This window comes from Gemmatimonadaceae bacterium, from assembly GCA_016720905.1.
GTDB lineage: Bacteria > Gemmatimonadota > Gemmatimonadetes > Gemmatimonadales > Gemmatimonadaceae > Gemmatimonas.
In genome coordinates, this window is record JADKJT010000020.1 from 1 (window position 1) to 23,834 (window position 23,834).

General features: G+C 65.1%; 22 protein-coding genes. 5 read left to right on the forward strand and 17 right to left on the reverse strand.

All coding sequences use genetic code 11. The features are described 5' to 3' along the window. A partial coding sequence (locus IPP90_15085) for a folate hydrolase (protein MBL0172015.1) occupies window positions 1–338 on the reverse strand: 338 nt, incomplete at its 3' end. 76 nt (window positions 339–414) lie between these two features. Next, window positions 415–2,616: a catalase/peroxidase HPI gene (gene katG, locus IPP90_15090; GenBank protein MBL0172016.1), complete on the reverse strand. Its 2,202-nt coding sequence runs from the start codon at window positions 2,614–2,616 to the stop codon at window positions 415–417. A 125-nt stretch (window positions 2,617–2,741) separates the two neighbouring features. On the opposite strand from katG, the gene IPP90_15095 reads away from it, so the two are divergent. Beyond that, complete coding sequence (locus IPP90_15095) at window positions 2,742–4,007, forward strand: hypothetical protein (GenBank protein ID MBL0172017.1); 1,266 nt, start codon at window positions 2,742–2,744, stop codon at window positions 4,005–4,007. A gap of 57 nt (window positions 4,008–4,064) precedes the next feature. On the opposite strand, the gene trxA is transcribed toward IPP90_15095, so the two are convergent. Continuing rightward, window positions 4,065–4,874 (reverse strand): thioredoxin, encoded by an 810-nt coding sequence (gene trxA, locus IPP90_15100; protein ID MBL0172018.1) that lies wholly within the window; start codon window positions 4,872–4,874, stop codon window positions 4,065–4,067. Window positions 4,875–4,937: 63 nt separating this feature from the next. Between trxA and IPP90_15105 the strand changes: the two genes are divergently transcribed. The 3 genes from IPP90_15105 (at window position 4,938) to IPP90_15115 (ending at window position 8,288) form a co-directional block, all read left to right on the forward strand. Then, window positions 4,938–5,543, forward strand: coding sequence for an MBL fold metallo-hydrolase (locus IPP90_15105; protein MBL0172019.1), 606 nt, complete (start codon window positions 4,938–4,940; stop codon window positions 5,541–5,543). A gap of 150 nt (window positions 5,544–5,693) precedes the next feature. Next, entirely contained in the window at window positions 5,694–6,866 is a 1,173-nt protein-coding gene (locus IPP90_15110) for an aminotransferase class I/II-fold pyridoxal phosphate-dependent enzyme (protein ID MBL0172020.1), read from the forward strand. 9 nt (window positions 6,867–6,875) lie between these two features. Beyond that, entirely contained in the window at window positions 6,876–8,288 is a 1,413-nt protein-coding gene (locus tag IPP90_15115; GenBank protein MBL0172021.1) for an aspartate aminotransferase family protein, read from the forward strand. A 25-nt stretch (window positions 8,289–8,313) separates the two neighbouring features. Here the strand turns inward: IPP90_15115 and IPP90_15120 are convergent, their stop codons facing one another. From IPP90_15120 to IPP90_15145, 6 genes are all read right to left on the reverse strand, one after another. Next, complete coding sequence (locus IPP90_15120; protein ID MBL0172022.1) at window positions 8,314–9,300, reverse strand: ankyrin repeat domain-containing protein; 987 nt, start codon at window positions 9,298–9,300, stop codon at window positions 8,314–8,316. Between the two features lie 11 nt (window positions 9,301–9,311). Further along, window positions 9,312–11,441 (reverse strand): S9 family peptidase, encoded by a 2,130-nt coding sequence (locus IPP90_15125; GenBank protein ID MBL0172023.1) that lies wholly within the window; start codon window positions 11,439–11,441, stop codon window positions 9,312–9,314. Between the two features lie 61 nt (window positions 11,442–11,502). Continuing rightward, window positions 11,503–12,528: a hypothetical protein gene (locus IPP90_15130; protein ID MBL0172024.1), complete on the reverse strand. Its 1,026-nt coding sequence runs from the start codon at window positions 12,526–12,528 to the stop codon at window positions 11,503–11,505. After that, window positions 12,455–13,021 (reverse strand): hypothetical protein, encoded by a 567-nt coding sequence (locus IPP90_15135; GenBank protein ID MBL0172025.1) that lies wholly within the window; start codon window positions 13,019–13,021, stop codon window positions 12,455–12,457. The genes IPP90_15130 and IPP90_15135 overlap by 74 nt, the downstream gene beginning before the upstream one ends. A 73-nt stretch (window positions 13,022–13,094) precedes the next feature. Continuing rightward, entirely contained in the window at window positions 13,095–13,958 is an 864-nt protein-coding gene (locus IPP90_15140) for a flap endonuclease (protein ID MBL0172026.1), read from the reverse strand. Then, window positions 13,955–16,606 carry a hypothetical protein gene (locus tag IPP90_15145; GenBank protein ID MBL0172027.1) on the reverse strand — a complete coding sequence of 884 codons (2,652 nt, stop codon included), beginning with the start codon at window positions 16,604–16,606 and terminating at the stop codon, window positions 13,955–13,957. The genes IPP90_15140 and IPP90_15145 overlap by 4 nt, the downstream gene beginning before the upstream one ends. A 180-nt stretch (window positions 16,607–16,786) precedes the next feature. On the opposite strand from IPP90_15145, the gene IPP90_15150 reads away from it, so the two are divergent. Next, window positions 16,787–17,008, forward strand: a complete 222-nt coding sequence (locus IPP90_15150) for a DNA-binding protein (protein ID MBL0172028.1) — start codon at window positions 16,787–16,789, stop codon at window positions 17,006–17,008. A gap of 28 nt (window positions 17,009–17,036) precedes the next feature. Here the strand turns inward: IPP90_15150 and IPP90_15155 are convergent, their stop codons facing one another. From IPP90_15155 to IPP90_15190, 8 genes are all read right to left on the reverse strand, one after another. Continuing rightward, window positions 17,037–17,858 carry a zinc ribbon domain-containing protein gene (locus IPP90_15155; protein MBL0172029.1) on the reverse strand — a complete coding sequence of 274 codons (822 nt, stop codon included), beginning with the start codon at window positions 17,856–17,858 and terminating at the stop codon, window positions 17,037–17,039. A gap of 62 nt (window positions 17,859–17,920) precedes the next feature. Then, the gene (locus IPP90_15160) at window positions 17,921–18,544 is read right to left on the reverse strand and encodes a V-type ATP synthase subunit D (protein ID MBL0172030.1); all 624 of its coding nucleotides are present in this window, start codon (window positions 18,542–18,544) and stop codon (window positions 17,921–17,923) included. After that, window positions 18,541–19,947, reverse strand: a complete 1,407-nt coding sequence (locus IPP90_15165) for a V-type ATP synthase subunit B (GenBank protein MBL0172031.1) — start codon at window positions 19,945–19,947, stop codon at window positions 18,541–18,543. The genes IPP90_15160 and IPP90_15165 overlap by 4 nt, the downstream gene beginning before the upstream one ends. A gap of 2 nt (window positions 19,948–19,949) precedes the next feature. Next, window positions 19,950–21,650: a V-type ATP synthase subunit A gene (locus IPP90_15170; protein ID MBL0172032.1), complete on the reverse strand. Its 1,701-nt coding sequence runs from the start codon at window positions 21,648–21,650 to the stop codon at window positions 19,950–19,952. After that, window positions 21,647–21,985 (reverse strand): V-type ATP synthase subunit F, encoded by a 339-nt coding sequence (locus tag IPP90_15175; GenBank protein MBL0172033.1) that lies wholly within the window; start codon window positions 21,983–21,985, stop codon window positions 21,647–21,649. The genes IPP90_15170 and IPP90_15175 overlap by 4 nt, the downstream gene beginning before the upstream one ends. After that, on the reverse strand, window positions 21,982–23,004 hold the full coding sequence (locus tag IPP90_15180; GenBank protein MBL0172034.1) for a V-type ATPase subunit: 1,023 nt from the start codon (window positions 23,002–23,004) through the stop codon (window positions 21,982–21,984). Before IPP90_15180 ends, IPP90_15175 begins: the two co-directional genes overlap by 4 nt. Further along, window positions 23,001–23,603: a hypothetical protein gene (locus IPP90_15185; GenBank protein MBL0172035.1), complete on the reverse strand. Its 603-nt coding sequence runs from the start codon at window positions 23,601–23,603 to the stop codon at window positions 23,001–23,003. Before IPP90_15185 ends, IPP90_15180 begins: the two co-directional genes overlap by 4 nt. Continuing rightward, complete coding sequence (locus IPP90_15190; GenBank protein MBL0172036.1) at window positions 23,600–23,824, reverse strand: ATPase; 225 nt, start codon at window positions 23,822–23,824, stop codon at window positions 23,600–23,602. The genes IPP90_15185 and IPP90_15190 overlap by 4 nt, the downstream gene beginning before the upstream one ends. Between the last annotated feature and the right edge of the window lie 10 nt (window positions 23,825–23,834).

The following is a 23,834-nucleotide window of genomic DNA, read 5'->3' on the forward strand; positions in this document are numbered from 1 at the left end:
ACGAGTTCCAGCACGCGCACTCTGGGCGTCGGGAACAGCACATCGAATCGCTCGATGCGCGCATCGAATCCGTATGAGGCGAACTGCGCGCGCAACCACTCCGCATTGTCCTTGCCGTAGGGTGACCCCAGATGATGCGGGCGCGCGGACAAACGGCGCATGGCCTCGCGCATGCGCGCCGGTTCCGGAATGGCACGGAATTTCGTTTCCCATTCCCGCTGTGGCTTGGCCGACGCAGTGGTGAAGCCGCGCATGGGCGGGTCTTCGCGCGGGGTCGCCGCGGGGAGAAGGAACAGCAGCGCGGCGGGCAGTGCGAAGGCAAAGGCGTGACGGCGCATGGCGGGATGGTGCAATGGGGAAGTGGGGTTGGCTGCCCTCCGATTATGGCGTGGCTCCACGCGGTACGCCATGGCGTCAGAAGCGATCGGCGTTCATCACCTTCGCCCAGGCTGCCACGAAGTCCTGCACGAACTTCTGCTGTGCATCATCACTCGCGTACACCTCCGCGAGTGCGCGCAACTGGGAGTTGGACCCGAAGACGAGGTCCACCCGCGTGCCCGTCCACTTCACATCGCCTGTGACACGGTCGCGTCCCTCGAACACATCGCCGGACTCGGACATCGGCTTCCATGTGGTGCGCATGTCCAGCAGGTGCACAAAGAAATCGTTGGTCAGCGTCTCCGGTCGGTCGGTGAATACGCCGTGCCTGGACTGGCCATGGTTGGCATTCAGCACGCGCAAGCCACCCACCAGCACCGTCATCTCGGGCGCCGTCAGCGTCAGGAGCTGCGCCCTGTCGACCAGCAGCGCTTCGGGCGACGCGGTGTACGCCGTCTTCTGGTAGTTGCGGAACCCGTCGGCCTGCGGTTCGAGCACGCCGTACGCCTCCACATCCGTTTGTTCCTGCGACGCATCCATGCGGCCAGGCGTGAACGGCACCACCACGTCGAAGCCGGCCTTCTTTGCGGCCTGCTCGATCGCGGCGCACCCGCCCAGCACGATCAGATCGGCGAACGAGACTTTCTTGCCCCCGGTCTGGGCAGTGTTGAACTCCTTCTGGATGGTCTCGAAAGTCTCCAGCGCGCGTGCCAGCTTGCTCGGCTGATTCACGTCCCAGTTCTTCGCCGGCAAGAGACGAATGCGCGCCCCGTTGGCGCCACCGCGCTTGTCGGAACCACGAAACGTCGACGCAGACGCCCAGGCGGTGGACACCAGCTGGGAAATGGACAACCCCGACGCCAGGATCTTCCCCTTGAGTGCGCTGATGTCCTTGGCATCGATCAGGGCATGATCAACAGCGGGAATGGGATCCTGCCAGATCAACTCTTCTGCGGGAACCAGCGCGCCGAGGTAGCGCGTGCGGGGGCCCATGTCGCGGTGCGTCAGCTTGAACCAGGCGCGAGCATACGCATCAGCCAGAAGCGCAGGGTCCCGGTGAAAGCGCGTGGAGATCTCGCTGTAGACCGGGTCCATACGCATCGCCATGTCTGCGGTTGACATCGCCGGCAGAACCTTCTTGCCTGGCCGATGTGCATCAGGGACGATCGCCGCCTTCTCTTTGTCGGTGGGCTCCCAGATCCAGGCACCGGCGGGGCTCTTCACCAGCTCCCACTCCCAGCCGAAGAGGGTGTCGAAGTACCCGGTATCCCACGTGATCGGATTCGGCGTCCACGCGCCTTCGAGGCCGGAGGTGGTGGTGTGCTCGCCCTTGCCGCTGCCATACGCGTTCTTCCAGCCGAGCCCCTGCTCTTCTATTGGCGCACCTTCGGGCTCAGGACCAACGAGGGCTGGGTCGCCAGCACCATGCATTTTGCCGAACGTGTGTCCGCCGGCGACGAGCGCGACAGTCTCCTCGTCGTTCATGGCCATGCGCGCGAAGGTCTCACGGATATCCTTGGCCGATGCCAGCGGATCCGGTTTACCGTTCGGCCCTTCCGGGTTCACGTAAATCAGCCCCATCTGGACCGCAGCCAACGGATTCTCGAGTTCCCGTTCACCGGCGTATCGCTTGTCCCCAAGCCACTCGGCCTCGGAACCCCAATAGATGTCCTGCTCGGGTTCAAAGACGTCCGCGCGACCGCCGGCGAAACCGAACGTTGTGAATCCCATCGACTCCATCGCGACGTTGCCGGCGAGGATCATGAGGTCGGCCCACGAAATCTTTTTACCGTACTTCTGCTTGAGTGGCCACAGCAACCGGCGGGCCTTGTCCAGATTCCCGTTGTCGGGCCAGCTGTTGAGTGGCGCGAAGCGCTGTGTGCCCGACGAGGCGCCGCCGCGGCCATCTGCCGTGCGATACGTGCCGGCGCTATGCCACGCCATCCGGATGAAAAGCGGGCCGTAGTGCCCGTAGTCGGCCGGCCACCACTCCTGCGAATCGGTCATCAGCGCGGTCAGATCTTGTCGAAGGGCCTCGAGGTCGAGCGTTTTGAACGCTGCCGCGTAGTCGAAGGCCCCGCCCATTGGATCGGACACCGGTGAATGCTGGTGGAGGATCCCCAGGTTCAACTGATTCGGCCACCAGTCACGGTTTGACCTGCCCCCGGCAATCGCCGCCTTGGAGGCGCCCTGCATGACCGGGCACTTGCCCTCATTCCCACCAGTATTTGCGTTCATCGAGATCTCCGATATTGGCTACTTTGTTGAAACCGCCGTGACGACAACTGACGATAAATCTACCGAATGTCGATCCGCTTTCAGACCCTGATGGCGACCTCGCCGCACGACACCTAGCGCGATTCATGGCTGCCACCATCGATCATCTCCGATCTGACCACGCCGTGCGGGTGCTCCGCGATTTCACCGACGCGCGCGGAACACCGCACCGCGCCGGTGAAACAGGCATCATTCGCGGAATGGGCCTGGATACGGCGCACATGGAGATCTGGATTGAGTGGGAGCACAATGGCGCGCTCGATCGGATGCGTTTCGCGCTGAGCTCCACCATCGGTCCAGGCAACGGACGGATGCGCGAGTATTTCGAACTTGGCGACGTCGATCCCGGCGAGGTGCCGGTGCCTCCGCCAGCGCCACAGCGGGCAGTCGAGCCGGCACCACGCCCACAGCCATTCGCCGGCCGCCATCCGACCGCCGGAACCAACCTGGGACCATCCGCCGTAGCCTGCGACTGCGATGCCGCGCTGCACCGGCCGGTGTTGGTCGAAGGTGCGGGCGTCAACGCCTGCCTGCGTTGCGGCACGGTCACGTGCACGCACAGCATCGGCGACGACGGTCGGCACACCGGCGATTCGTGGCACGCCTACATTGCCGACGCCGTGTCGGGCCCGCTGCTCGACTGGCTATCGCGATGGCCGCGCGTCACGGTCCGACACCGCCTTGTGAATCGCTGGCCAACGCCCGCCGGACTGAGCCAACACGACATCATCTACCTCCCCGCCGACGCGCGCTGCGCCACAGCGGCCGAGGTGACCGAGCTGGAAAACGCCTGGCGGGGGCACGAGCCCGATTTCCCCACTCAGCGTCCGCCCGACAATCTCCCGACCACGATGCAGGCCTTCGCGCAGTTTGCCACTGCACTCCGACTCACGCCCGCCAGCGAGCTCTCGCAACTGATGGCATCGGCCGAGCCGCGCAATCCGGCGAGCGCGCTGGCCGTCTCGCGCTTGTTGCAGCGCACTGATGCGTTCGAGGTGATGGTGGCGGCGTTACGCAGCGCTGACGTGGTATGGCAGAGCGCCGGTGCCGCCATGGCGCAGGCCGCGCGGCCGATGGACCCACGACTGCCGGACGTGCTGGTCGAGATCATGAACGGCCTGTCGCTCGAACTGATGCCGCATGTGCCCGGTCGTATCGCGAGCGGCATGCGCGTTGAAGAATTGCTGGTGGTGATCGCGGATCATCAGATCACCACCGACGCGATGCTGTCGGCGTTACCGAAATTGCAGCGTCGGGTTGCGCCCCTCGACGCCGGACTCGCCAGCAACATCGGCGTGGTGCTGCGCGAACTGCACGGCATCCCACCGGCGCGTGTGGGTTTCCCCTTTTAGGCGTTCGGTTCGCGCGGTGGAGTTTCGCGCCGCAATGGCGGGCACGGCGTTGTACGGCTAGAACAGCACCGCCGCCATTCGCCGTCGCCAGTCCCGCACCAGCGCATCATCTTCGATCACCTGAAACGCCTCCACCAGCGCTGCCCGCGCCGGGCTTTCCTCGTCGTGCCTTTCCTCCCGCAGCAGCTCCAGCAATTGTTCCAGCCCCGCCACCCGGTCGCCGTCCAGCACCATACGCACGGCAGCGGCGTGTCGCGCATCATTGGTCTCGCCATCGGCTCGACGCTGCAGCGCCAGTCGAGCGCGGGCCCGCACCGCCTTCGGGTCGAGGTACATCGTTGACGGAAGCACCTCCAGCATACGCGCCGCCTCATCGAGCGCTCCCGTTGCCAGCAGCGCCAATGCCAACTCCAGCTTCAGCGAGTCACGTGTCGGCGTTGCCGACATGGCGGCCCGCAACTGCGCCACACGCTCGACCGGATCATCAGACAGCACTGTCTGCGTCGCGCCGCCCACCTCAATGCCGTGCTGCGCCAGAAACGCCCGGATCCGTCCCTCCGGCAGCGCCCCTTGGAATCCCGTGAGGGCCGCCCCGTCCTTGAACAGCGTCACCGTCGGGATTGAACGAATCTGGAACTGCGTGGCGAGTGCCGGCTCCTTTTCCGTATCGATCTTGACCAATTCAAAACCGCCGGAATACTCTGTCGCCAGCTTTTCCAGAATGGGGCCCAGCGCGCGACACGGACCGCACCACGCGGCCCAGAAATCCACCAGCACTGGCGTTTCGCGGGAACGTTCCACGACAGCCGACAGAAACTCCGCCGTCGTGACATCCCTTACGTGGGCGCTGTTCGCGTGTGCGGTCATGCATGCATTCTACATGAGCCCCTGAGCGCTGTCATCACCTCAAGCCGCCAAAGCGTCTCCTTCATGGCCAGTCAATCGCCTGTTTCGATCGTGAATGTCGGCTATCGCTCCACGAACTTCTGGGTGGTGTCGACCCGCGCCACGCGCTTCTTGATCGACCTCGGCTGGCCGGGACAGTTCGGCGCGCTCGAGGCGGAGCTCAAACGCAAGGGCGTGCCGCTGGCAGAAATCTCGCACGGGTTTGCGACGCATTTTCACATCGACCACGCCGGCGCCGCCCAGGATCTCAAGAACCGCGGCATGCGATTGATCGTCACGCCGGAGCAGGTGCCTTTCATCGACGGCATGAAACAGTTTGTGAAACCGACCGAATCGTACACCGACATACGGCTGACCGACAACATGGTCGTGGCGCTGCCGGACAGCCGCGCGTTTCTGTCCCAACTGGGGCTGAGCGGAGAGTTCGTGCACACGCCAGGGCACTCCGACGACAGCGTGAGTGTCTTGCTTGATAGCGGTGATGTGTTCACGGGCGATCTGACGCATCCGGCGTTCATCACGGACGCGGAGGCCGAGGTGACAAACGCCAGTTGGCAGGCCCTGCGCGCACGCGGCGCAACGACGGTGTACGCGGGGCATGGACCGGTGCGGCCGTTTCCGACCCTCTGATCTCGGCGATTTTCCTTCGAGCGTGCCAACGATTGCCCGTCAGGGCCCGATCGACCGGATATGCCGCCATCTGACCTGTCGCCACCACGCGGGTTTCACCGTAGCTTTCCCGGTCGTCGCCCGCCTCCCCTCCCGCCCATGAGGTCTCCCGTGAGTGTTCTGTCTCGTCGTGACTGGCTGCGCAACACCGGACTTGGACTCGGCGCGAGCGTCGCGCTCCCCGGACTCCTGCCGGCCTCGGAGATGGCGAGGGTACTGGGCGGCAACGTGGCCTACACCGACCTGCTGGCCCAAATGGAGCGCGACGTGAACACGGCGCGCCGGGCGGCGGGGCCCATTCGGCTGATGTACAACGAGAATCCGTTCGGCATGTCGCCCAAGGCGAAAGACGCGCTGATGGGGAGCTGGACGCAGCACGCGTGGTATGTGCCGCCCATTCATGAGGAAGTGCAACACACCTTTGCGAAACATGTGGGCGTGCCCGCCGATCACGTGCTGGTCACTCAGGGGTCCAGCGAAGTGCTGAGCGTGCTGGCGTTGGCGTACAACATGGAAGGCGGCGAGATCGTCGCGCCGTGGCCGACGTTCGAGGATCTGCCGCGCTGGGGCGACACGCTCAAGGCCAAGGTCCATCGCGTGCCGCTCAACCAGTACCTAGATCACGACCTGTACGCCATGGACGCGAAGGTTGGCAGCGGCACCAAGCTCGTGTTCGTCTGCAATCCCAACAATCCGACGTCCAACCTCACCGAGGACACGTCGCTGCGTGACTTCGTGTCGAGTGCCGCCAAGCGCACCACCGTGGTGGTCGATGAAGCGTACATCGATTTTGTGGACCGGCCCGGCCACAAGTCGATGGTCGATCTCGTGCTCAAGGGCGAGTCGGTGGTGGTGTCGCGTACGGCCAGCAAGATCCACGGATTGGCCGGATTGCGCTGTGGCTTCGCCATCGCGCGCCCCGACATCATCGCGCGGTTGCAACAGTATGTGAGCGGCGATCCCAACGTATTCGGGCAACTGGCGGCCAACGCGTCCTTGCAGGACGTGGAGTATCAGACGTTCATCAAGCAGAAGAACCGCGAAGGACGGACCATGTTGCTGGACACGCTGGCCACGCTGGGCCGCAAGGTGGCACCGTCGCAAACCAACTTCGTGTTCTTCCACACGGGCAAGGAGATCCGGCCGGTGCAGCAGTACTTCCTGGCCAAGGGATTTGTGGTGGGTCGCGCGTTTCCGCCGTACAACGACTGGTGCCGGGTCAGCGTCGGCACGCCCGATGAGATGAAGCAGTTCTGCGCGGCGTTGCCGGGGTTGTTCGCTTAATACCGACGAATGACACACCCCGCGCTCGAACGCGCGCAGTATCACGCCCGACTCCATCTTGATCGCCTCGACTCCCTCCCGGTCGCGCCGGTCGTTTCGCGCGACACGCTCCTCGCGCGCTTCGACATTCCGCTCGGTCGTACGGGGATCCCGGCGGCGCAAGTCATCGACGACCTCGCACGGGCCGCCGAGGGCGGGCTGGTCAACAATACCGGCGCACGATTCTACGCCTGGGTGATGGGTGGCACGCTGCCCTCGGCGCTCGCGGCCGAGTGGCTCCTCACCGCCTGGGATCAGAATGCGGCCATCTATGCCACCTCGCCCGCCGCCTCGGTGGTGGAAGAGGTGGCCGGCAAGTGGCTCCTTGACCTGTTCGGCTTGCCCGCGACGGCGTCGTTCGCATTCACAACCGGCTGTCAGATGGCGCACTTCGTGGGCATGCTGTCGGCGCGGGACCACGTGCTGCGCTCCGCCGGATGGGATGTCGGGACTCAGGGACTTGCTGGCTCGCCACCCATTCGCGTTCTCGTGAGTGCGATTCGCCACGTCTCGCTTGACCGTGCGTTGCGATACGCGGGTATCGGCGCGCAACAGCTGGTAGTGTTGCCGGCAGACACCAACGGCGCCACCACGCCCGCCGTACTCGAAGCAGCGCTCAAATCAGGGAGCGGACCGACCATTGTGGGTCTCAATGCGGCCGACCTGAACACCGCCGCGTTTGACAACTTTCGCGAGTTGGTGCCGCTGGCGCAGTCCCATAATGCCTGGGTGCACGTGGACGGTGCCTTCGGATTGTTCGCGCGCTCGAGCGCCCAGTATGCCGAGCTGGTGGACGGCATCGAATTGGCGGACAGCTGGGCCACCGACTGCCACAAGTGGCTCAATGTGCCGCAGGACTGCGGCTTTTCCGCCGTGCGGCACGCCGACGCGCACCGCCGAGCCTTTACCATCCACGATTCCTACTTCGTGGCGGAGAAGGAAGCGCGCGATGAAATCGATTGGTCGCCCGAGTGGTCGCGTCGCGCGCGCGGTTTTGCCACGTATGCCGCGCTGCGTGAACTGGGCCGCGATGGCGTGGGTGCCATGATCGATCGATGCTGCGATCAGTGTGCAGCATTGGTGCATGGCATCGGCGCGCTGCCCGGTGCCGAAATCGTGTCACCGGCCCGCCTCAACCAGGGACTCGTGCGCTTCCTCGACCCGCGGATGGGGGCCACCGAGGAAGACCATGACGCGCACACCGATTATGTCATCACGCTGATCAACCGCGGTGGCGAGGCCATGTTTGGCCCGGTGACCTGGCATGGGCGGCGGGCGATGCGTGTGTGCGTGGTGAACTGGCAGACTGATGCCGTGGCGGTGGCGCGCACGATCGCCGCCGTGCAGCAGGCCATCGAATTGGGATCACGGCCCGGGCAATAGCCCAGCCGCGTCCGACAGCTATCAACTATCCCGCCCCAATCGCCTGCAGCAACGACGTGGCCTCGTCATGCTGTTGGTAGCCCTGACTGCGGGCGCGAGCATTGAAATCGTCAACCAGCGTGCGCAGGCTTTTCCCGTCCGGCGCCGTAACCTCGGGATCGACACCGTGCGCGAGGAACCAGCGCGCCATCTCCCACTGGCCCTCGTAGGCGGCACTCATCAACGCCGTCCAGCCTCGCCGATCGGCACGCGCCGCGCGCTTGTTCACATCAGCGCCATGCGCCAACAGCAACTCGGCTTTGGCGACGGTCATGTTCACGCTGAACAACGCGGGCTGGTCATCGGCCCAGTCGCGCGCGTTGGCGTCGGCGCCGTGGCTCAGGGCCGTCTCCAGCAGGACGTTCTGATGATCGCCGGCATTGCTGGCAATTGTCGCCGCCCAGTCGCCGCCTGATTCTACGGCATCGGCGGCATACGGGACACCGTTGTCCAGCAGACCGCGAACGATGGCGACATCCGCTGGCCTGGCGTACATCCCCATGGCCTTGTGGACGGCGTGACCCAGGAGCGTGCGGCCATACTTGTCGCGCGCAGAACAATCGAGCTCGGCACCGCGCACCAGCGCCATCACCTTGACGGGGTCGCCGCGATCGATGGCGCGGGCGATACGGGTGATGGCGGAACTCTGAAACGCACCCTGGCCGCGTCGGGCGATGGCCCGCATGCCCTTGCGTAGCGTGCCGCGCGCCAACATGCCGAGCATGACCAGAAATGGCAGAGTCGCAAGCAGCGAACCGGCGACAATCGTGGCACGCGAGTGCGTCAGTGTGCCCCACAACAACGTACCGCCAATCAGCAGCACAACCGGCGCGAGCACGGCGCCAAACGCCGTACCAAGTCCGCGCCCAGCCGCATCGTCACCCACGTTGCGCGAGGTGAGCAGCCCGATCACGAACAGGAGCTCGACGGCAACACAGCCCCAACCGATGATCAGAAGCGTGCGAACGGGCATGTCGTCAAGACTCACGGCACGATCGTCGCGCTCTTGTCCATCAGCTGCCGCGCAAAATACGTGTACCCCAGTGCCGTGGTATGCGCCTGCTGCTCGGCGTTGGCGCCCGCGCCGTGGCCGCCTTCAATCACCTCGTAAAACAGATACGGCAACCCAAGGTCGGCCATCTTCGCGGCAAACTTGCGCGCGTGCTGCGGCCCCACCCGGTCGTCCTTCGTGGTGGTCCAGATGAACGGCGTGGGGTACTTCACGCCCGCCTTGAGATTCTGCAGCGGCGAGATGCCAGCCAGAAACGCGCGCTCGGCGGGAATGGACACACTGCCGTACTCGCCGACCCACGACGCGCCGGCGGCAATCTGCTCATAGCGCATCATGTCCAGCAGTGGCACCGCGATTTGTACCGCATTCCACAGCTCCGGATGCTGGTTCATCTCGACGCCCATCAGCAAACCGCCGTTCGATCCACCCACGATGCCAAGTCGCCGGGGACTGGTGATCTTGCGCGCGATCAGGTCCTGCCCCACGGCGGCAAAGTCGTCGTAGATCACCTGCCGTTTGGTCTTGAGCCCCGCCTCATGCCACGCCGGACCAAACTCGCCGCCGCCGCGAATGTTGGCCACGACATACACGCCGCCTTGCTCAACCCACAGCTTGCCGGCGTTCGCATCGTAGTGCGGCGTAAGCGACACTTCAAAGCCGCCGTACGCAGTGAGAATGGTGGGGTTCGAGCCGTCCAGCTTCATCCCCTTGGGGTGCGTGATGAAGTACGGCACCTTCGTGCCATCCTTCGACGTCGCTTCATACTGCTCCACCACACTGCGTGACGCGTCGAACCGCGGTGCCAGCGTCTTCACCTGCACCGCCGATGACTGCGCGGCATCGGCCAGCCACACGCTGTTGGGGGTCAGGTAACCGGCCACGCTGATGAACGCGCGATCGCTGCGGATGTCGGCGCTTCCGATATCGGTGGCCACATTGTCGGGGAGCGTCATGGCAGAATGCGTCCACGTGCCCTGAGGGGTGCGCGTGAACACCATCACACGACCCTTCACATTCTGCGTGACGCCAACCAGCAATCGCGTGCGCGTCGCCGAGGCACCATCCACCGATTCACGCGGCCCCGGCTCGTAAATCGCCACCGGTGACAGCGCAGTCGGCGTTTTCATGGCATTGGCCACATCGAATGAAGCCAGTGAACCAGCGCGGATGGTGGTCGCGCCCGCTGTCCACGCTTCCGACAGTCGGACCACCGCCTGGCCGTCGACAAGATCCACCGGTGACGCCTTCGCGGGCATGTTCAACCGCGCCACATCTTTCGCGCGCACCACGTAGTGCTCGGACTCGAAGAAGCTGACACCGCGACGAATGAAGCTCACGCGATGGCCGGCCCCGTCCACCGCCGTGAACGGACTCACGCTGACGTCTTTCGGGACACCACGGAAAATCTCGAGGGCGCTGGACAGCGATTGTCCGCGCGCCAGGCGCTTCACGATGTACGGGTAGCCCGACGCAGTCACTTCGCCCGTCTTCCATTCCCGCGATACCAGCAGCGTGTCACGTCCCATCCACGCCACGTCCTGCTTGCCCTTGGGAAGGGAGAAACCGTTCTTCACGAAGGTGCGCGTGGCAACATCAAACTCGCGCACCGTCACCGCGTCTTCACCGCCGTCAGAGAGCATCAACAGGCACCGTGTCTCGGCGGGGCGCACACAATCGGCGCCGTGCCACACCCAATTCGCTTTTTCCGTTTTCGCCAGTGCATCGAGATCCAACACCGTGGTCCATACCGGCGACGCGGTGCGGTAGCTCTCCAGTGTGGTCTTGCGCCAGATGCCGCGCACATGCGCCGCGTCCTGCCAGAAGTTGTACAGCGCACCGGCCATGAACGACGCGTTGGGGATGCGATCTTTCGCCTGCGCCATGGTGAGCGCGGATTTGTAGATGCCGGCAAAGCGCTGGTCTTTTTCCAGCACGCCGGCTGACTTGGCGTTTTCTGCCTTCACCCACGCCATGGCCCGGTCGCCGCTGACGTCTTCCAGCCAGCGATACGGGTCGGCAGCGGTGTCGGGGCGGGTGGGCTGCGCGGCGGACACGCGCGCCACGGCGCACGCGCAGAAAACGAACAGGGCAAGTCGACGCATGACGAATCCGGGAGGGGGAGACCGGAATCTACCGCGAGTCCAGTGTCGTTGCCGGCCCGCCCTACCTGATGCGAAGCGAAATCGTGAGCCGCTGCGTCGTCACCCGACCGCCGTTGAACCGCAACACGTCGGTGGGCGCAGCGATCACCCCGCCGCTGCTGGGAGAAGCCACAACGGTCACATCGTCACTGCCGCAGGCAAACGGACAGGGCGCGCACGACCCCCCGGCACCACAGGTCATGCTCAGGGCGTAGCGAATCTCGTAGCCGGCGCTGCGCACCTTGAACCCGATGCTTGGTGTCCATTCCATCCAGTGCTCGTGCTGCACCCGACTCGAATCGCGCACCTGATCGGTCTGACCAAGCCGGTACCGGATGGAATACACACCCAGTCCGAACTGAAAACCGAAGTGCGTGGCCGAATCGGTGGGCGGCGCCATGTGCTCAAACCCGAATCGCATGAGCGAGTTCGAGAACTGGAATTCATTGTCCACCGTGTGCCCGCCCTGCGGAATCCGCGCGCCGCGCACCGTCACCGTATCACGGGCCGCCTCGGCCCATGTCGTGCTGAACATCGGCTCCATGATCACGTCAAATCCGAAGGTGGCGTTGCGAAACGCGCGCGACATGCCGACACCGGCGTTGTAGGCCCACGTGTGCCCCGGATCCCGCGGCACGGTGATGACGTTGTTGATTTGATAGTCGGGAATCTTGGGATGTGAGAGTCGATTCACCGTGCCCAGCACACCCAGTTTCCACCCCTCCACGCCGACGGGCCGGGAATACTCGCTGTGCGCGCCCCACATGGAGGTGTAGTCGCGGTTGTGCTCACTGCGTTCGGCAACGTCGGTGAAGGTGTTTGGCGGCGCGAAACGCCTGAAGCCCGGCCAGTGCACATCGTGGGTCATGTCGAATCGACTGCGCAGGATCATCGCCTCGAAGTTCCGCCCCTCGCCCCATTCTCTGGTGAGGCCCACTCGCATGTCTGACGCCGAGCCGTTCTGCAGAATACGATCACTGCCGGAGTACAGCTGGTCGACGCCCTGCTCGGCCTCGAGCGTCGCGACATACGCCGACGCCGACGGCAAATCCCTTGTCGAGCGCGCGCGCGATCACGCCGGTGACATATTGATTGGACGCCGTGCGTTCGCTGAGCGGCGCATTCCACGTTAGTTGGGTGCGGTCCAGTTGCTGCATGGCAAACAGGCCGCCATACGCCCACTTCCCGCTGGAGCCGATGCCACTGATTGGGAGCGTGCGCCCGCCGCCACGCGCATCAGACTGATTGTGGAAATACGGCGCGACCGACAGCATCCCGGCTTTGAGCCGCATGGCCTTGGCAGGATTCACAAACGGGTCCAGCAGCGCATCATCCAGCGCGATCCGCACGCCACCCATCGCCGCCCGATCGGACGGGATGATGTCGAACTGTTGGCCCATCTGGACCGGAACGGTGCGCGGAGAGATTGTCTGTGCCGCCAATTCGCCGACAACGCCGACGTTGGTCACCAGCGACAGGGCGACGAGGACGACTGCGAAGGAATGGGAGTCGCGAATACGGTGCCAACGAAGCTGACGCATTGAATGTCTCCCGCCTGTTCAGTGTAGACCGACAATACCACGGTACGCAGTGGCGTCGCTCGTTGCTTATACCCTAAGAAACCTCGGAAGCGGGTTTGGAGTCACCTCGGACACCGTCGTCCGAAATCCGCCGACTTCGCCCGAACAGTCGCGCGTCGCCAAGCGTTTGCGCGGTGGCCTCGAATTCCGGCATCGGCCCTCGCCACCGCAAGGCTTCGACCTCTCCAAATAGCGGTGCGTCAATGCGCAGCGTGGCCAACTGCTTGAACAACAACGCGTCGTGCTGATGCGCGCCGAGAATATCGGGCGCGAACGACTCGATCGGGCCGTGCCGCATGAGCAGTCGCGCCGCCGTTTTCGCACCGATGCCCGGGATTCCGGGATATCCATCGGCTGAGTCGCCAACCAACGCCAGGTAGTCCGGGATCAACATGGGAGGAACACCGAATTTCTCCAGGACACCGGCTTCATCGCGCACGTTTCCGCTCTTGCGATCGACTTGCACCACCCGCGTGCCGCGCACGCACTGGGAGAGATCCTTGTCCGGCGTCCAGATGTTCACGCGCTCCACGCGCGGGTCCAGCGCGGCCAGGTGTGCCGCCGAGGCGAGTGCATCGTCCGCTTCCAATTCCACCATGGGCCAGACCGCGACGCCCATGGCGCCGAGTGCGTCTTCCAGTGGATGGAGTTGCGCCCACAGCGCCGGGTCGATGCCCTCGCCCGTCTTGTACCCCGGCCACAGGTCATTGCGGAACGACTCGATGATGTGGTCGGTCGCGACACCGATATGTGTCGCACCGGTCTCGAGCATTTGCAGCACCGTATTGAGCACACCACGCGCGGCGCCAACCTGTGAGTCTTCGCCCTGGGCTCCTCGTCGGAGGCCGTAGAAATGGCGGTAGAGCTCGTACGTCCCGTCTATGAGATGGACGATCATGGTCGCTTGAGGATGGGATCGGCCCGCACGTCCACCATACTGCTGGCCCGTGCGGAGCCCACGCCAACCTCGATGCTGTATCGCCCGGCCCGCGCATCATCGAGCACTCCCGTCGCCCGCTCCGCCTGCAGATCCCACACCAGCGTGTTCACGCCTGCCATCACCGGCGCTTGCCACTGCCGTACCACGCGACCGGTTGAATCACTGACGCTCACGTTCGCCGTGCCGGCGACGACGGTGGCAATCTGCACCCTCGCGACGTTGCGACCACGCCGATCACCTGGCACCGTCTCCCACGGGAAATAGTCACTGATCACGCTGCGAGTCGGGAACACGTGCAACGGCATCGTTGGCGTCACGGTCGTCCGATCGCGAATGGGCACGAGGTCGAGAATCCACGCGCCGCGCCCGTACGTGCCAATCACCAATTCGTTGTCACGCGTCGGCACGGTGAGATCCTGCACCGGCGTTGACGGCAATGTGCCGCTCAGCGATTCCCACCACCCACCGCGATCGAACGAGACGTACACGCCGAGATCGGTCCCCACATACAACAGGTCGGCGTTGGCGGGATCTTCCTTGATGACGTTGACCGATTCCTGCGGCAGGTTGCCGGCAATCGAACGCCACGTGTGTCCCGTGTCGTTCGACACGAACAGGTAAGGTCGTGTATCGTCCTCACGGAATCCTGTGAAGCTCACATAGAGCGTGGCCGCGCTCTTCGCCGACGTGATCACACGACTCACCCACTTTCTCGGCAGCCCCGCGTCGATGCGCCGCCAGTTGGCACCATCATCCATCGTGAGCCACAGACGACCGCTTTCCGTGCCGCCCGCCAACATCCCCGGCACCAGCGGCGATTCCGTGAGCATGGTGAGGGCGCCCGTTGGCACCACGGAACGATCAACGCCGGCCGAATCACCCAGCTGCGGACTGACCGCCGTCCACGTGGTGCCGCGATCAGTGGTTTTCAGCACGCGGTTGCCGCCCGCATACAACGTGCGCGGATTGTGCGGAGAAATGAAGAACGGCGTGTACCAGCTGAATCGCAGCGGCGGCGCCCCGCGTGGCAACTGCGGACGAATGTTCTCACTCGAGGGCCCGCCGCTCAGAATGGACGCGCCCGTGATGTCCATGCGCATCATCGCGCCGTTCTGGTGCTCGTAGTACACGAACCGATCGTCGGTGGGATCGGGCAGCGTCACGTAGCTGTCACCGCCGGTCCAGCGATCGAGATACACACTGCGCCACGGATCGGGGACGGCATCATCCAGCGACGCGGTACTGGGTCCAAACAGCGCCGCGTCGTCCTGCGTGCCGGCGAATATGCGATAGGGCGTCTTGTCATCCGTGGCCACGAAATACATCTGCGACACCGGGATGTTGTTGAGGTGCAGCCAGCTGGCGCCGGCGTCGTACGACATGAACAACCCGCCGTCATTTCCCAGCAGCAGGCGGTCGGGGTTGGTCGGGTCGATCACCAGCTCATGATGGTCGAGATGCAACGATCGACCCTCGGTGTCGTGCAGCCGCAAAATGCGATCACCCAGTCGCCGCCAGGTGGCGCCGCCATCAAACGACTCGAACCCCCGATTGCCCATGATGTACACGTGCTGTGCATTGCGCGGGTCCACGCGCACATCGGTGAACTTCCAGCCGTACACACCGAACACCTCATACAAGTCGTCGGTGTTCACCTTGCGCCAATGCTCGCCCAGGTCGGCCGACCGATACACCTCGCCGCCCACGTATGGCCGGTCCTTCACGGTGGTGGGCGCCCGATTGTCGAGGAACAGGTACAGCACGTTGGGCGCGCCCGGTGTCACGTCAACGCCCGATCGCCCCACCACGCCCGTTGGCAATCCTGACGTGATGTGCCGCCAGGTGGCGCCGCCGTCGCGCGATTTGAACAACCCGCCTCGCGTGCCGGCCTCAATCTGCCAGGCCCACGCGTAAAGCGTGTTGGGATCCGACGGATCCATCGCCAGGTCCACCACACCGGTGCTGTCGTCAACGAACAACACGTGCGTCCAATGCACTCCGCCATCCACCGTGCGAAACACGCCGCGTTCCTTGTTGGCAGTCCACTGCCGCCCCATGGCCGCGACGTACACGATGTTGGGATTGGTGGGATGGATCAGCACCTTGGCGATGTGATGCGTCTCGCCGAGTCCCATGTGGGTCCACGAGTCGCCGCCATTGGTGGACTTGAAGACACCTGTGCCCGGATACGCATAGCCGGAGAAGCGCGGCTGCGCCTCACCCGTGCCCACCCACACGGTATTCGGATGACTGCGGGAGACCGCGACATCACCGATCGCGAACGAGCTCTCGTGCTCGAAGATCGGCCGCCAGGTGAGTCCGTTGTTGACCGTCTTCCACAGATTGCCTGACCCGACACCAGCGTAAATCGTGCCGGTGTTGCCGGGCGGAATGGCAATCGCCTCCACGCGCGCGCCGATCTTGACGGGGCCGGCCGCACGCCAGGCAAGTCCGCGATACCACGAATTCTGCGCCAGCGTCTTGTGCGCCGTCCAGGCCGCAGCGCGCTCGGCGGCGCTGGTGGGCTGCGCCGAAAGGGCGACGGGCAGCAGCGCCGCCGCACACATCATCCAAACCGATTGTTTCAGCACGTTGCCCTCGCGCATGCCGCACGCACTCCCTGGTGAAGTTCGCGGTGCCTGACCGCGTTGTCCGAGTATGGTGCGCGCACTCACGCGGCGCCATATGTTGAACGTCCACCGCCAGGGCGCAAACGGGCGGACTCACCTCAGTGCGGAGCCAGGATGAGCAAGTACTTCAGTGGTTTGCAGCGCGGGCTGCAGTCAATGGGCGACGAACCAGACGGAGAGCGCTACGCCGTTGCCGGCATGGCGGTGACGTGCGCCCATTGCTCACACGACCGTTTCGTGGAAGGGCGCGCGCAACTCAACACGGCGGGCATGACCTTTCTCAATCTGGACTGGGCGAATCGTTCGGCTGCGACCTTGACGTGCACCAATTGCGGACGGATTGAGTGGTTCCTCGCCGATCCCGAGGAAACCGCGTGACGCGAACTGACGCCGTGCTGCGATGCGGCTACTTCGCAGCCTGCGCCAACCGCGTCGCCTGCTCAATATCGGTGGCATGGAACTGATATTCCGGCAGCGCCTTCTTCAGCTCAGCGTCCTTGGCACTCAGGAACGTTTTCCACGCTTTGGCTGCCACAGCGGCTTCACCGCGCAACGTCGCGGTGCGCGCCGAGAGGGCCAGCCCGAGCAAGTGATTGGGTGATTTTTGCAAAATCGTGTCAGCCTGCGCTTTCGCGATATCGAGGTTCCCGGTTTCCGACGCCACACGGCCGTAGTCGTAACGCGCATCGGTATCCAGTTCGGCGCCCAATTGCTCGAAGCTGGTGAGCGCCATCGGCGCGAAGAACTGCGCGCTGTCCTTCTTGCCTTCTTCGACGTAGCGCATGATGCGATCGTACAACCGACTGGCGCGCTCACGCGGCGTCATGTTGCTGATATCCGGTGCGGCACCGCCACCACCACCGTTGGCAAACGGTGCCACCAGTGGTGACGCACCCGCCGACCCGCCGGCAGGGGCAGACGGTTCGGCACCCTTACCGACGAAATAGCCGACCACCGACACCAGGATCAGTGCGGCGACACCCCATGGGGCGTACATGGACAGTCGACCGGTAGAACTCGGCGCGGCGCTGGATGACAACGCACTACCCGGAGGGCCGCCAACCGCCGTCCCGCACTCATTGCAGAATCGTGCGCCCGCCGTCAACGCGGCACCACAATTCCCACAGCCACCAACGGAGAGTGCGGCACCGCACTGATTGCAGAACTTGCCCGAGGCGCGAGCGCCACACGAGGGGCATGGGGTCGAGGCCGGATTGCGATTTGTCATTCGGACAAGTTGCTCAACACCCGCGTGCTTGTACACCCCGCCGGGGGACGCGTGCGTGAAAATCAGCCCTTGCGGAGCACGTGCCGCAATCGCAGCTGCTCCTCGCGCTCCCGCTCCTCCAATTGACGGCGGACGGCGCTGATGCTCGCGGTCAACGAGGGGGCCACCCGCTGTTCCAAGGTGCGCAACCGCCGATTGGCCTGCGCCAGGGCTTCGCCCAGGCGGCGCATCCGCTGCTCCCGCGGCGCGGCGTCGATCAGCAGCTCCACCAATCGTTCGAAGCGCTCCGCCGTGTCGGCGGCCGAGGGACCCGTGATGGCCGGCGCCAGACCCCGCGCATCGATGGATCGCGTCACCGGTGACCGGTCGATCACATCGTCGACGGCAATACCCCACACCACCGCCGTGCGGAGCTCGACCTGCGGTTCGTGGCGTGGCATGGCCATCACCCGAAGCCCGTGCGCTCCGTGGATGGCCAACGCATCGGCCAGCGACAGGCTGGCCTGCGTGATCGCTTCCGTCATTTCCGAGCGAAAGGCCACCGCTGGCCGTGCCGCCGCAAACAGTTCGATGACCAGCGCCTCGCGTTTGCGACGCGTCAGCGCCACGCCCCGATGCACGCGCGCCAGTTCGCGCCGAGCGCGCAACAGATTCATGCGGGTGGGTGCCAGACGGCGGGAGGTCATGCGGTCGACTCGGTGATTGGCGTCACTGTCGCTGGCCGCGACGCGTGATGCGCCTTCCATGTGGCGTCAGACAGCCGCAGCAGATCGTCGCGCGGCAACGCGTCCAGCAGACGCCAGCCCACAGTGAACGTCTCGTCCAGCGAGCGACGCGCGTCCTGACCAATGAACTCGCGCTCAAAGGCCTCGGCAAATACCAGCGCGCGTCGATCGCTGGGCGGCAATCCCGACTCGCCGACAATGGCCGCCATCTCGCGTGCCTCCCGCCCGCGCGCGTACGAGGCATACAGCTGATCGCTCCATTCGCGATGCTCGGCACGCGTGCGATCGCTGCCGATGCCGCCACTCATCAGGCGTGACAGCGACGGCAGCACGTCGATCGGCGGCACGACACCGCGTCGATGCAACTCGCGACTGAGCACGATCTGCCCTTCGGTGATGTACCCCGTGAGATCGGGAATCGGGTGCGTGATGTCATCGTCGGGCATGGTCAGAATCGGGATCTGCGTGATCGACCCCGGTTTGCCTTGAATGATGCCGGCGCGTTCGTACAACGAGGCCAGATCGGTGTACATGTAGCCCGGATAGCCGCGACGCCCGGGGATCTCTTCCCGTGCGGTGGCGATTTCACGCAGCGCTTCGCAATAGTGCGTCATGTCGGCCATCACCACCAACACGTGCATGCCGCATTCGAACGCCAGATATTCCGCACAGGTCAGCGCCAGGCGCGGGGCGTGCAGGCGCTCCACCGCCGGGTGCGCCGCCTGATTGAGGTACAGCACCGTGCGCGGTAATGCACCACTCGCTCGCACCCGTTCCAGGAACTCCTGCGTCTCGCGCGCCGTGATGCCGATGGCGGCGAACACCACCGCGAACGGTTCGTCGTGCGGCGCCCGGGCCCACTCCACAATGCGCGCCGCGATTTCCAGACCGGGGAGACCGGGACCGGAAAACACCGGCAGCTTCTGCCCGCGCACCAACGTGTTCATCGCGTCGATCGCGCTGATGCCGGTTTCGATGAAGTCGCGCGGACGCGCGCGCCGCACGGGATTGATGGGTGCGCCGTCGATCGGCCGCAAGGCGTCGCCGATGGGGGCAGGCAAGCCATCCACTGGTGCGCCGTGGCCGTCCAGTGCCCGACCCAGCAGCTCGCGCCCCACCACCGCCGTGGCGCTTTCACCGGTGAGCACCACTTCCACACGATCGGGCGCGAGACCCACCGTGGCATCCAGCAGCTGAATCACGGTGGTGCGTTCACCCGCGTCGATCACTTGCCCGCGCCGATCGAGTTGGCCGGGCTGCCGCACGATCACCGATTCGCCAAGCGCGACACGACGTGTCTGTTCCAGAAACAGCAGCGGCCCGCCAGCGCCGGCTGCGCCGCGATGCGTGACTTCGGTGCGCATGGTCATACGGTTGCTCCATCGCGCAGCGCAATCAGCGCGCGTCGCGCCGGCACGAGGTCGAACTGCGCAAAGGGCTTGCCGCCCGCCAGATGCGCTTCACCGGCGCGCAACGTCTCCAGTGCGGCCTGCGCCATCTGCCACGTCTTCTGCGGCGAGGAGATCGCATCCGCCGTGTTGAACACATTCTGTCGCAACAGCACCTCGCGCACCATCGCCGCCGTATCCATCACCAGATGATCGTGATCCTCCAGCGCATCCGGACCCACCAGCCCCGCGATATCCCGTAGTTCGCGCTCCTGTTGGAGCAACGCCAGCAGTTCGCCGCGCATCCGCGCCCAACCCGCGCCCCCGTGTTCGTCAAACCACGCCGACACCGAGTTCGCGTACAACGAGAAGCTCGTGTCCCAATCCACCGCCGGATAATGACGCTGATGCGCCAACGCGGGATCGAGCGCCCACAACGCGCCGGTCACCCGTAAGGCCGCCTGCGTCACGGGCTCGGAGAAGTCGCCGCTGGGCGGCGAAATGGCCGCAAGAATCGTGACGGCTCCTTCGCGCGCTGGCGTGCCCAGCACACGGGCACAGCCGGCGCGTTCAAAGAACTGTCCCAGTCGACTGGCGAGATAGGTGGGATAGCCCTCCTCACCCGGCATCTCCTGCTGACGCGCGCCCATCTCGCGCAACGCCTCCGCCCAGCGTGACGTCGAGTCGATCATCAGCGCCACGCGCTGCCCCTGATCGCGGAAATACTCGGCAATGGTCACGCCGAGGTAGATCGACGCCTCGCGCGCGGCGACCGGCATGTTTGACGTATTCACCACCAACACCGCCCGGTCCATCACATGTTGCCCGGTGCGCGGATCGATCAGCTCGGGAAACTCGGTGAGCACGTCGGTCATCTCGTTGCCGCGCTCTCCGCATCCGACATACACCACCACATCGGCTTCGGCGTATTTGGCCAGCGACTGCTCGATGATGGTCTTGCCAGTGCCGAATCCCCCAGGCACGGCGGCACTGCCGCCCTCGGCAACCGGAAAGAACAGGTCGAACACGCGTTGTCCAGTGACAAATGGCCGAGACGACGGCAGTCGCTCGATGACCGGACGCGGCGTCCGCACCGGCCACGCGTGCGAGAGGCGCAACGCGGTGCCGTCGGTCAACGTCCCAAGGGGATCGATCACGCGGTAGTCGCCGGAGTCGAGCGCCGCGATGGTACCGGACACGCCCGGTGGCACCAGAATGTGATGCGTCATCGTGCCCTCGGCGACCGTGCCCAGCACGTCACCAGCACGCACAACGTCGCCGACATGCCGTGCGGCATCGAAATGCCAGCGCCGATCGCGATCAAGCATGTCGGCCCGCGCGCCCGGGGCGATGAAATCACCGGTGGCATCGGCCACCCGGGCCAACGGACGCCCGACGCCATCCAGCACAGCTCCCAGCAATCCGGGCCCGAGTTGCGCCGTGAGCGACACGTTGGCGGCTTCCACCGGTTCACCGATGGCCAGACCCGTCGTGTCCTCGTACACCTGCAGCGTGGTCACATCGCCGCGTTGCCGAACCACTTCGCCCAGCAGCCGCCGTTCGCCCACGAACGCGATTTCAAACAGCGCCGCCTGCATGGGCGATGCCTCCACCAGCGAGCCGGCGGCGCGCACAATACGCGCGGGCGCGACAGGCGTTGAAGCCGCGTGCGTCGTCATTGCAGTCGCACCCGATAACCGATTGCCCGTCGCAGCAGGTCGAGGATGTAGTCTTCTGCACCCCGCTCCGCTGGCACAAAGGCCGCACCCGGTATGGGCACGATGATCGGCAGGGCGCGCTTCTCCAGCGCACGTTTGATCACGTCGGGCGCCGCGTCAAACACGGTGTGCTCGATGAGAAGAATTCCGGTATCTGCACGATTGGCGGCCAGTTCGAGCCGCTCCCCCACGGTCGTCGCCTCATCACCGGGACTTATCTCGTCGACCAGCAACCCGGCCAGTCGAAGGCCCGGGGCGAGTGCCGGCGACGTGGCGGCGCGCACAAGGAGTTTCATGCGGCCACTCCAGCCGAACGACGAATCATCGCCGATGGGACGCCTAGCGACACGCTCCACACGATGCGCAGCAGCGTGCGCAGTTCCGCGCGCTGTTGCAGCACGAACGCGATCACCGGCGCCACACTGGTGGGTTCACGTCGGGCCAGTGCGCGGAACTCGACAACCAGTGCCTCGAGCGCGCAGTCTTCGGCGTCGCGTCCATCATCCACAGCAAGTGCCGACGCCAGTGGCGTGCCCGCCACACGCGGGAGTAAACGCGTCACCAGCGGCTCCCGTCGCGCCGCACTCACGGCAAGCGCCAGATCAGACGCACGCACAAGCGTTCCGCCTTCCACGAACAACGACGCCACATCGACATCCGTGCTGTGATCGGCCAGCACCAGCGCGGTCCACAGGTTTGCCAGGTCGATCACGCGCTCCGCATAGTGCCGCAGCATGCTGTTGTGACGCGAGGCCTTGCGTGCGCGATCGGCAAACACCCGCGCCAACGCCACATCGTACCGCAGCAATTCGGGGCGTGCCCGCGCCGCCTCCACCGCCATGGCCGACCCGTATGGGTTCTGCCACGCCACCAAGAGCGACGCGACATTGGCCACGTCACCGCTCGATGCCAGCGCATGCAGGGCACGGGTCGGCAACCCCGGTGTGGCGATCAGCCCGGTGGCGCGGTCTTCCGGGGCGACACCCGAGACGATCGCCCGCACCAGTGCGCGCAGCGACCGCATGTCCTCTTCGTCGAACAGCACCGCCAGCGTGTCGTACCGTGTCCCGCTCCAGCGCGCCAGAATCTGCAATCGCTGCGCCTCGCGATCGCGCAGCGCGCGTTCGAGGCCGTGTACATCCTGCCGACCATCGGATTCGCGCACCATGGCGTCCGGCGCAATGGCACCGAGCGTCGCCAGTTGCGCGGGAAGCTGCGTAGCCGGACAACTGCACAGCGACACCAGCTGTTCGGCAGGCAACAGATGCCCGGACAACCCGCGCGCGCGCGCCACGAGGTCGCTGTAGTCCGTCATGCAAACGACTCCGCGAGCAGGCGTGCAATGCGTATCGCCAGACGCGGGCGCTCACTGCTGATCCGTCGCGCCATCGTGGCGTTCACTTCCACCCGACCGTCGCTCGACTGTGCGATGATCCCGAGCGTCATGGACGGATCGACCATCACCGTCGTCCGCACCGCGTCGATCTGCGCGGCGGCCTCGCGCGTTACCCGCTCGATGGACGGCGGGCAGCGCACGGTCACCGGACCGTCGGGGAGGCACGGTATGGCACGCGTGATATCGGCGTGCAGCAGACCGGCCAGATCGGGGTGGGTGCTCAGAGCGTTGGATGCCACCACGACCGCGTCCAGTACACGCGTCACCGCTTCCTCGCGCGCCTGCAGCGTGTCGCGCACGGCGGCCTGTTGCGCAACGGCTTTCGCGGCCGCCTGTGCGTGCTCGTGCGCCTGTGCCCGTATCGTCAGCGCGGCGTGTCGACGAATCTCAGCGTCACGCTCGGCCGCCTCGCGAAGTGCGACGGCCTGGGCGTCGGCGGTCATGGCACACGCCGCCACCGCCGCGTCCGCCTCTCGCTGCAATCGTGACAGCAGATCCTCCCCAACCGGATGGGTCATCCGCCGGTGCCGCGCAGGATGATCAGCACCGCCACCACGAATCCGAGAATCACCATCGTCTCGGGAATCGCCAGCATAATGATGATCGTGGTGGCCAACTGCGGCTTTTCCGCCAACGTCGCGGCTCCCGCCGCTCCGATTTTGGATTGGGCCCACGCGGTGGCCAGGGCCGCGATACTCAACACCGCTGCTGCGCTGATAACACTCCACATCACGTTCATAACATCTCCG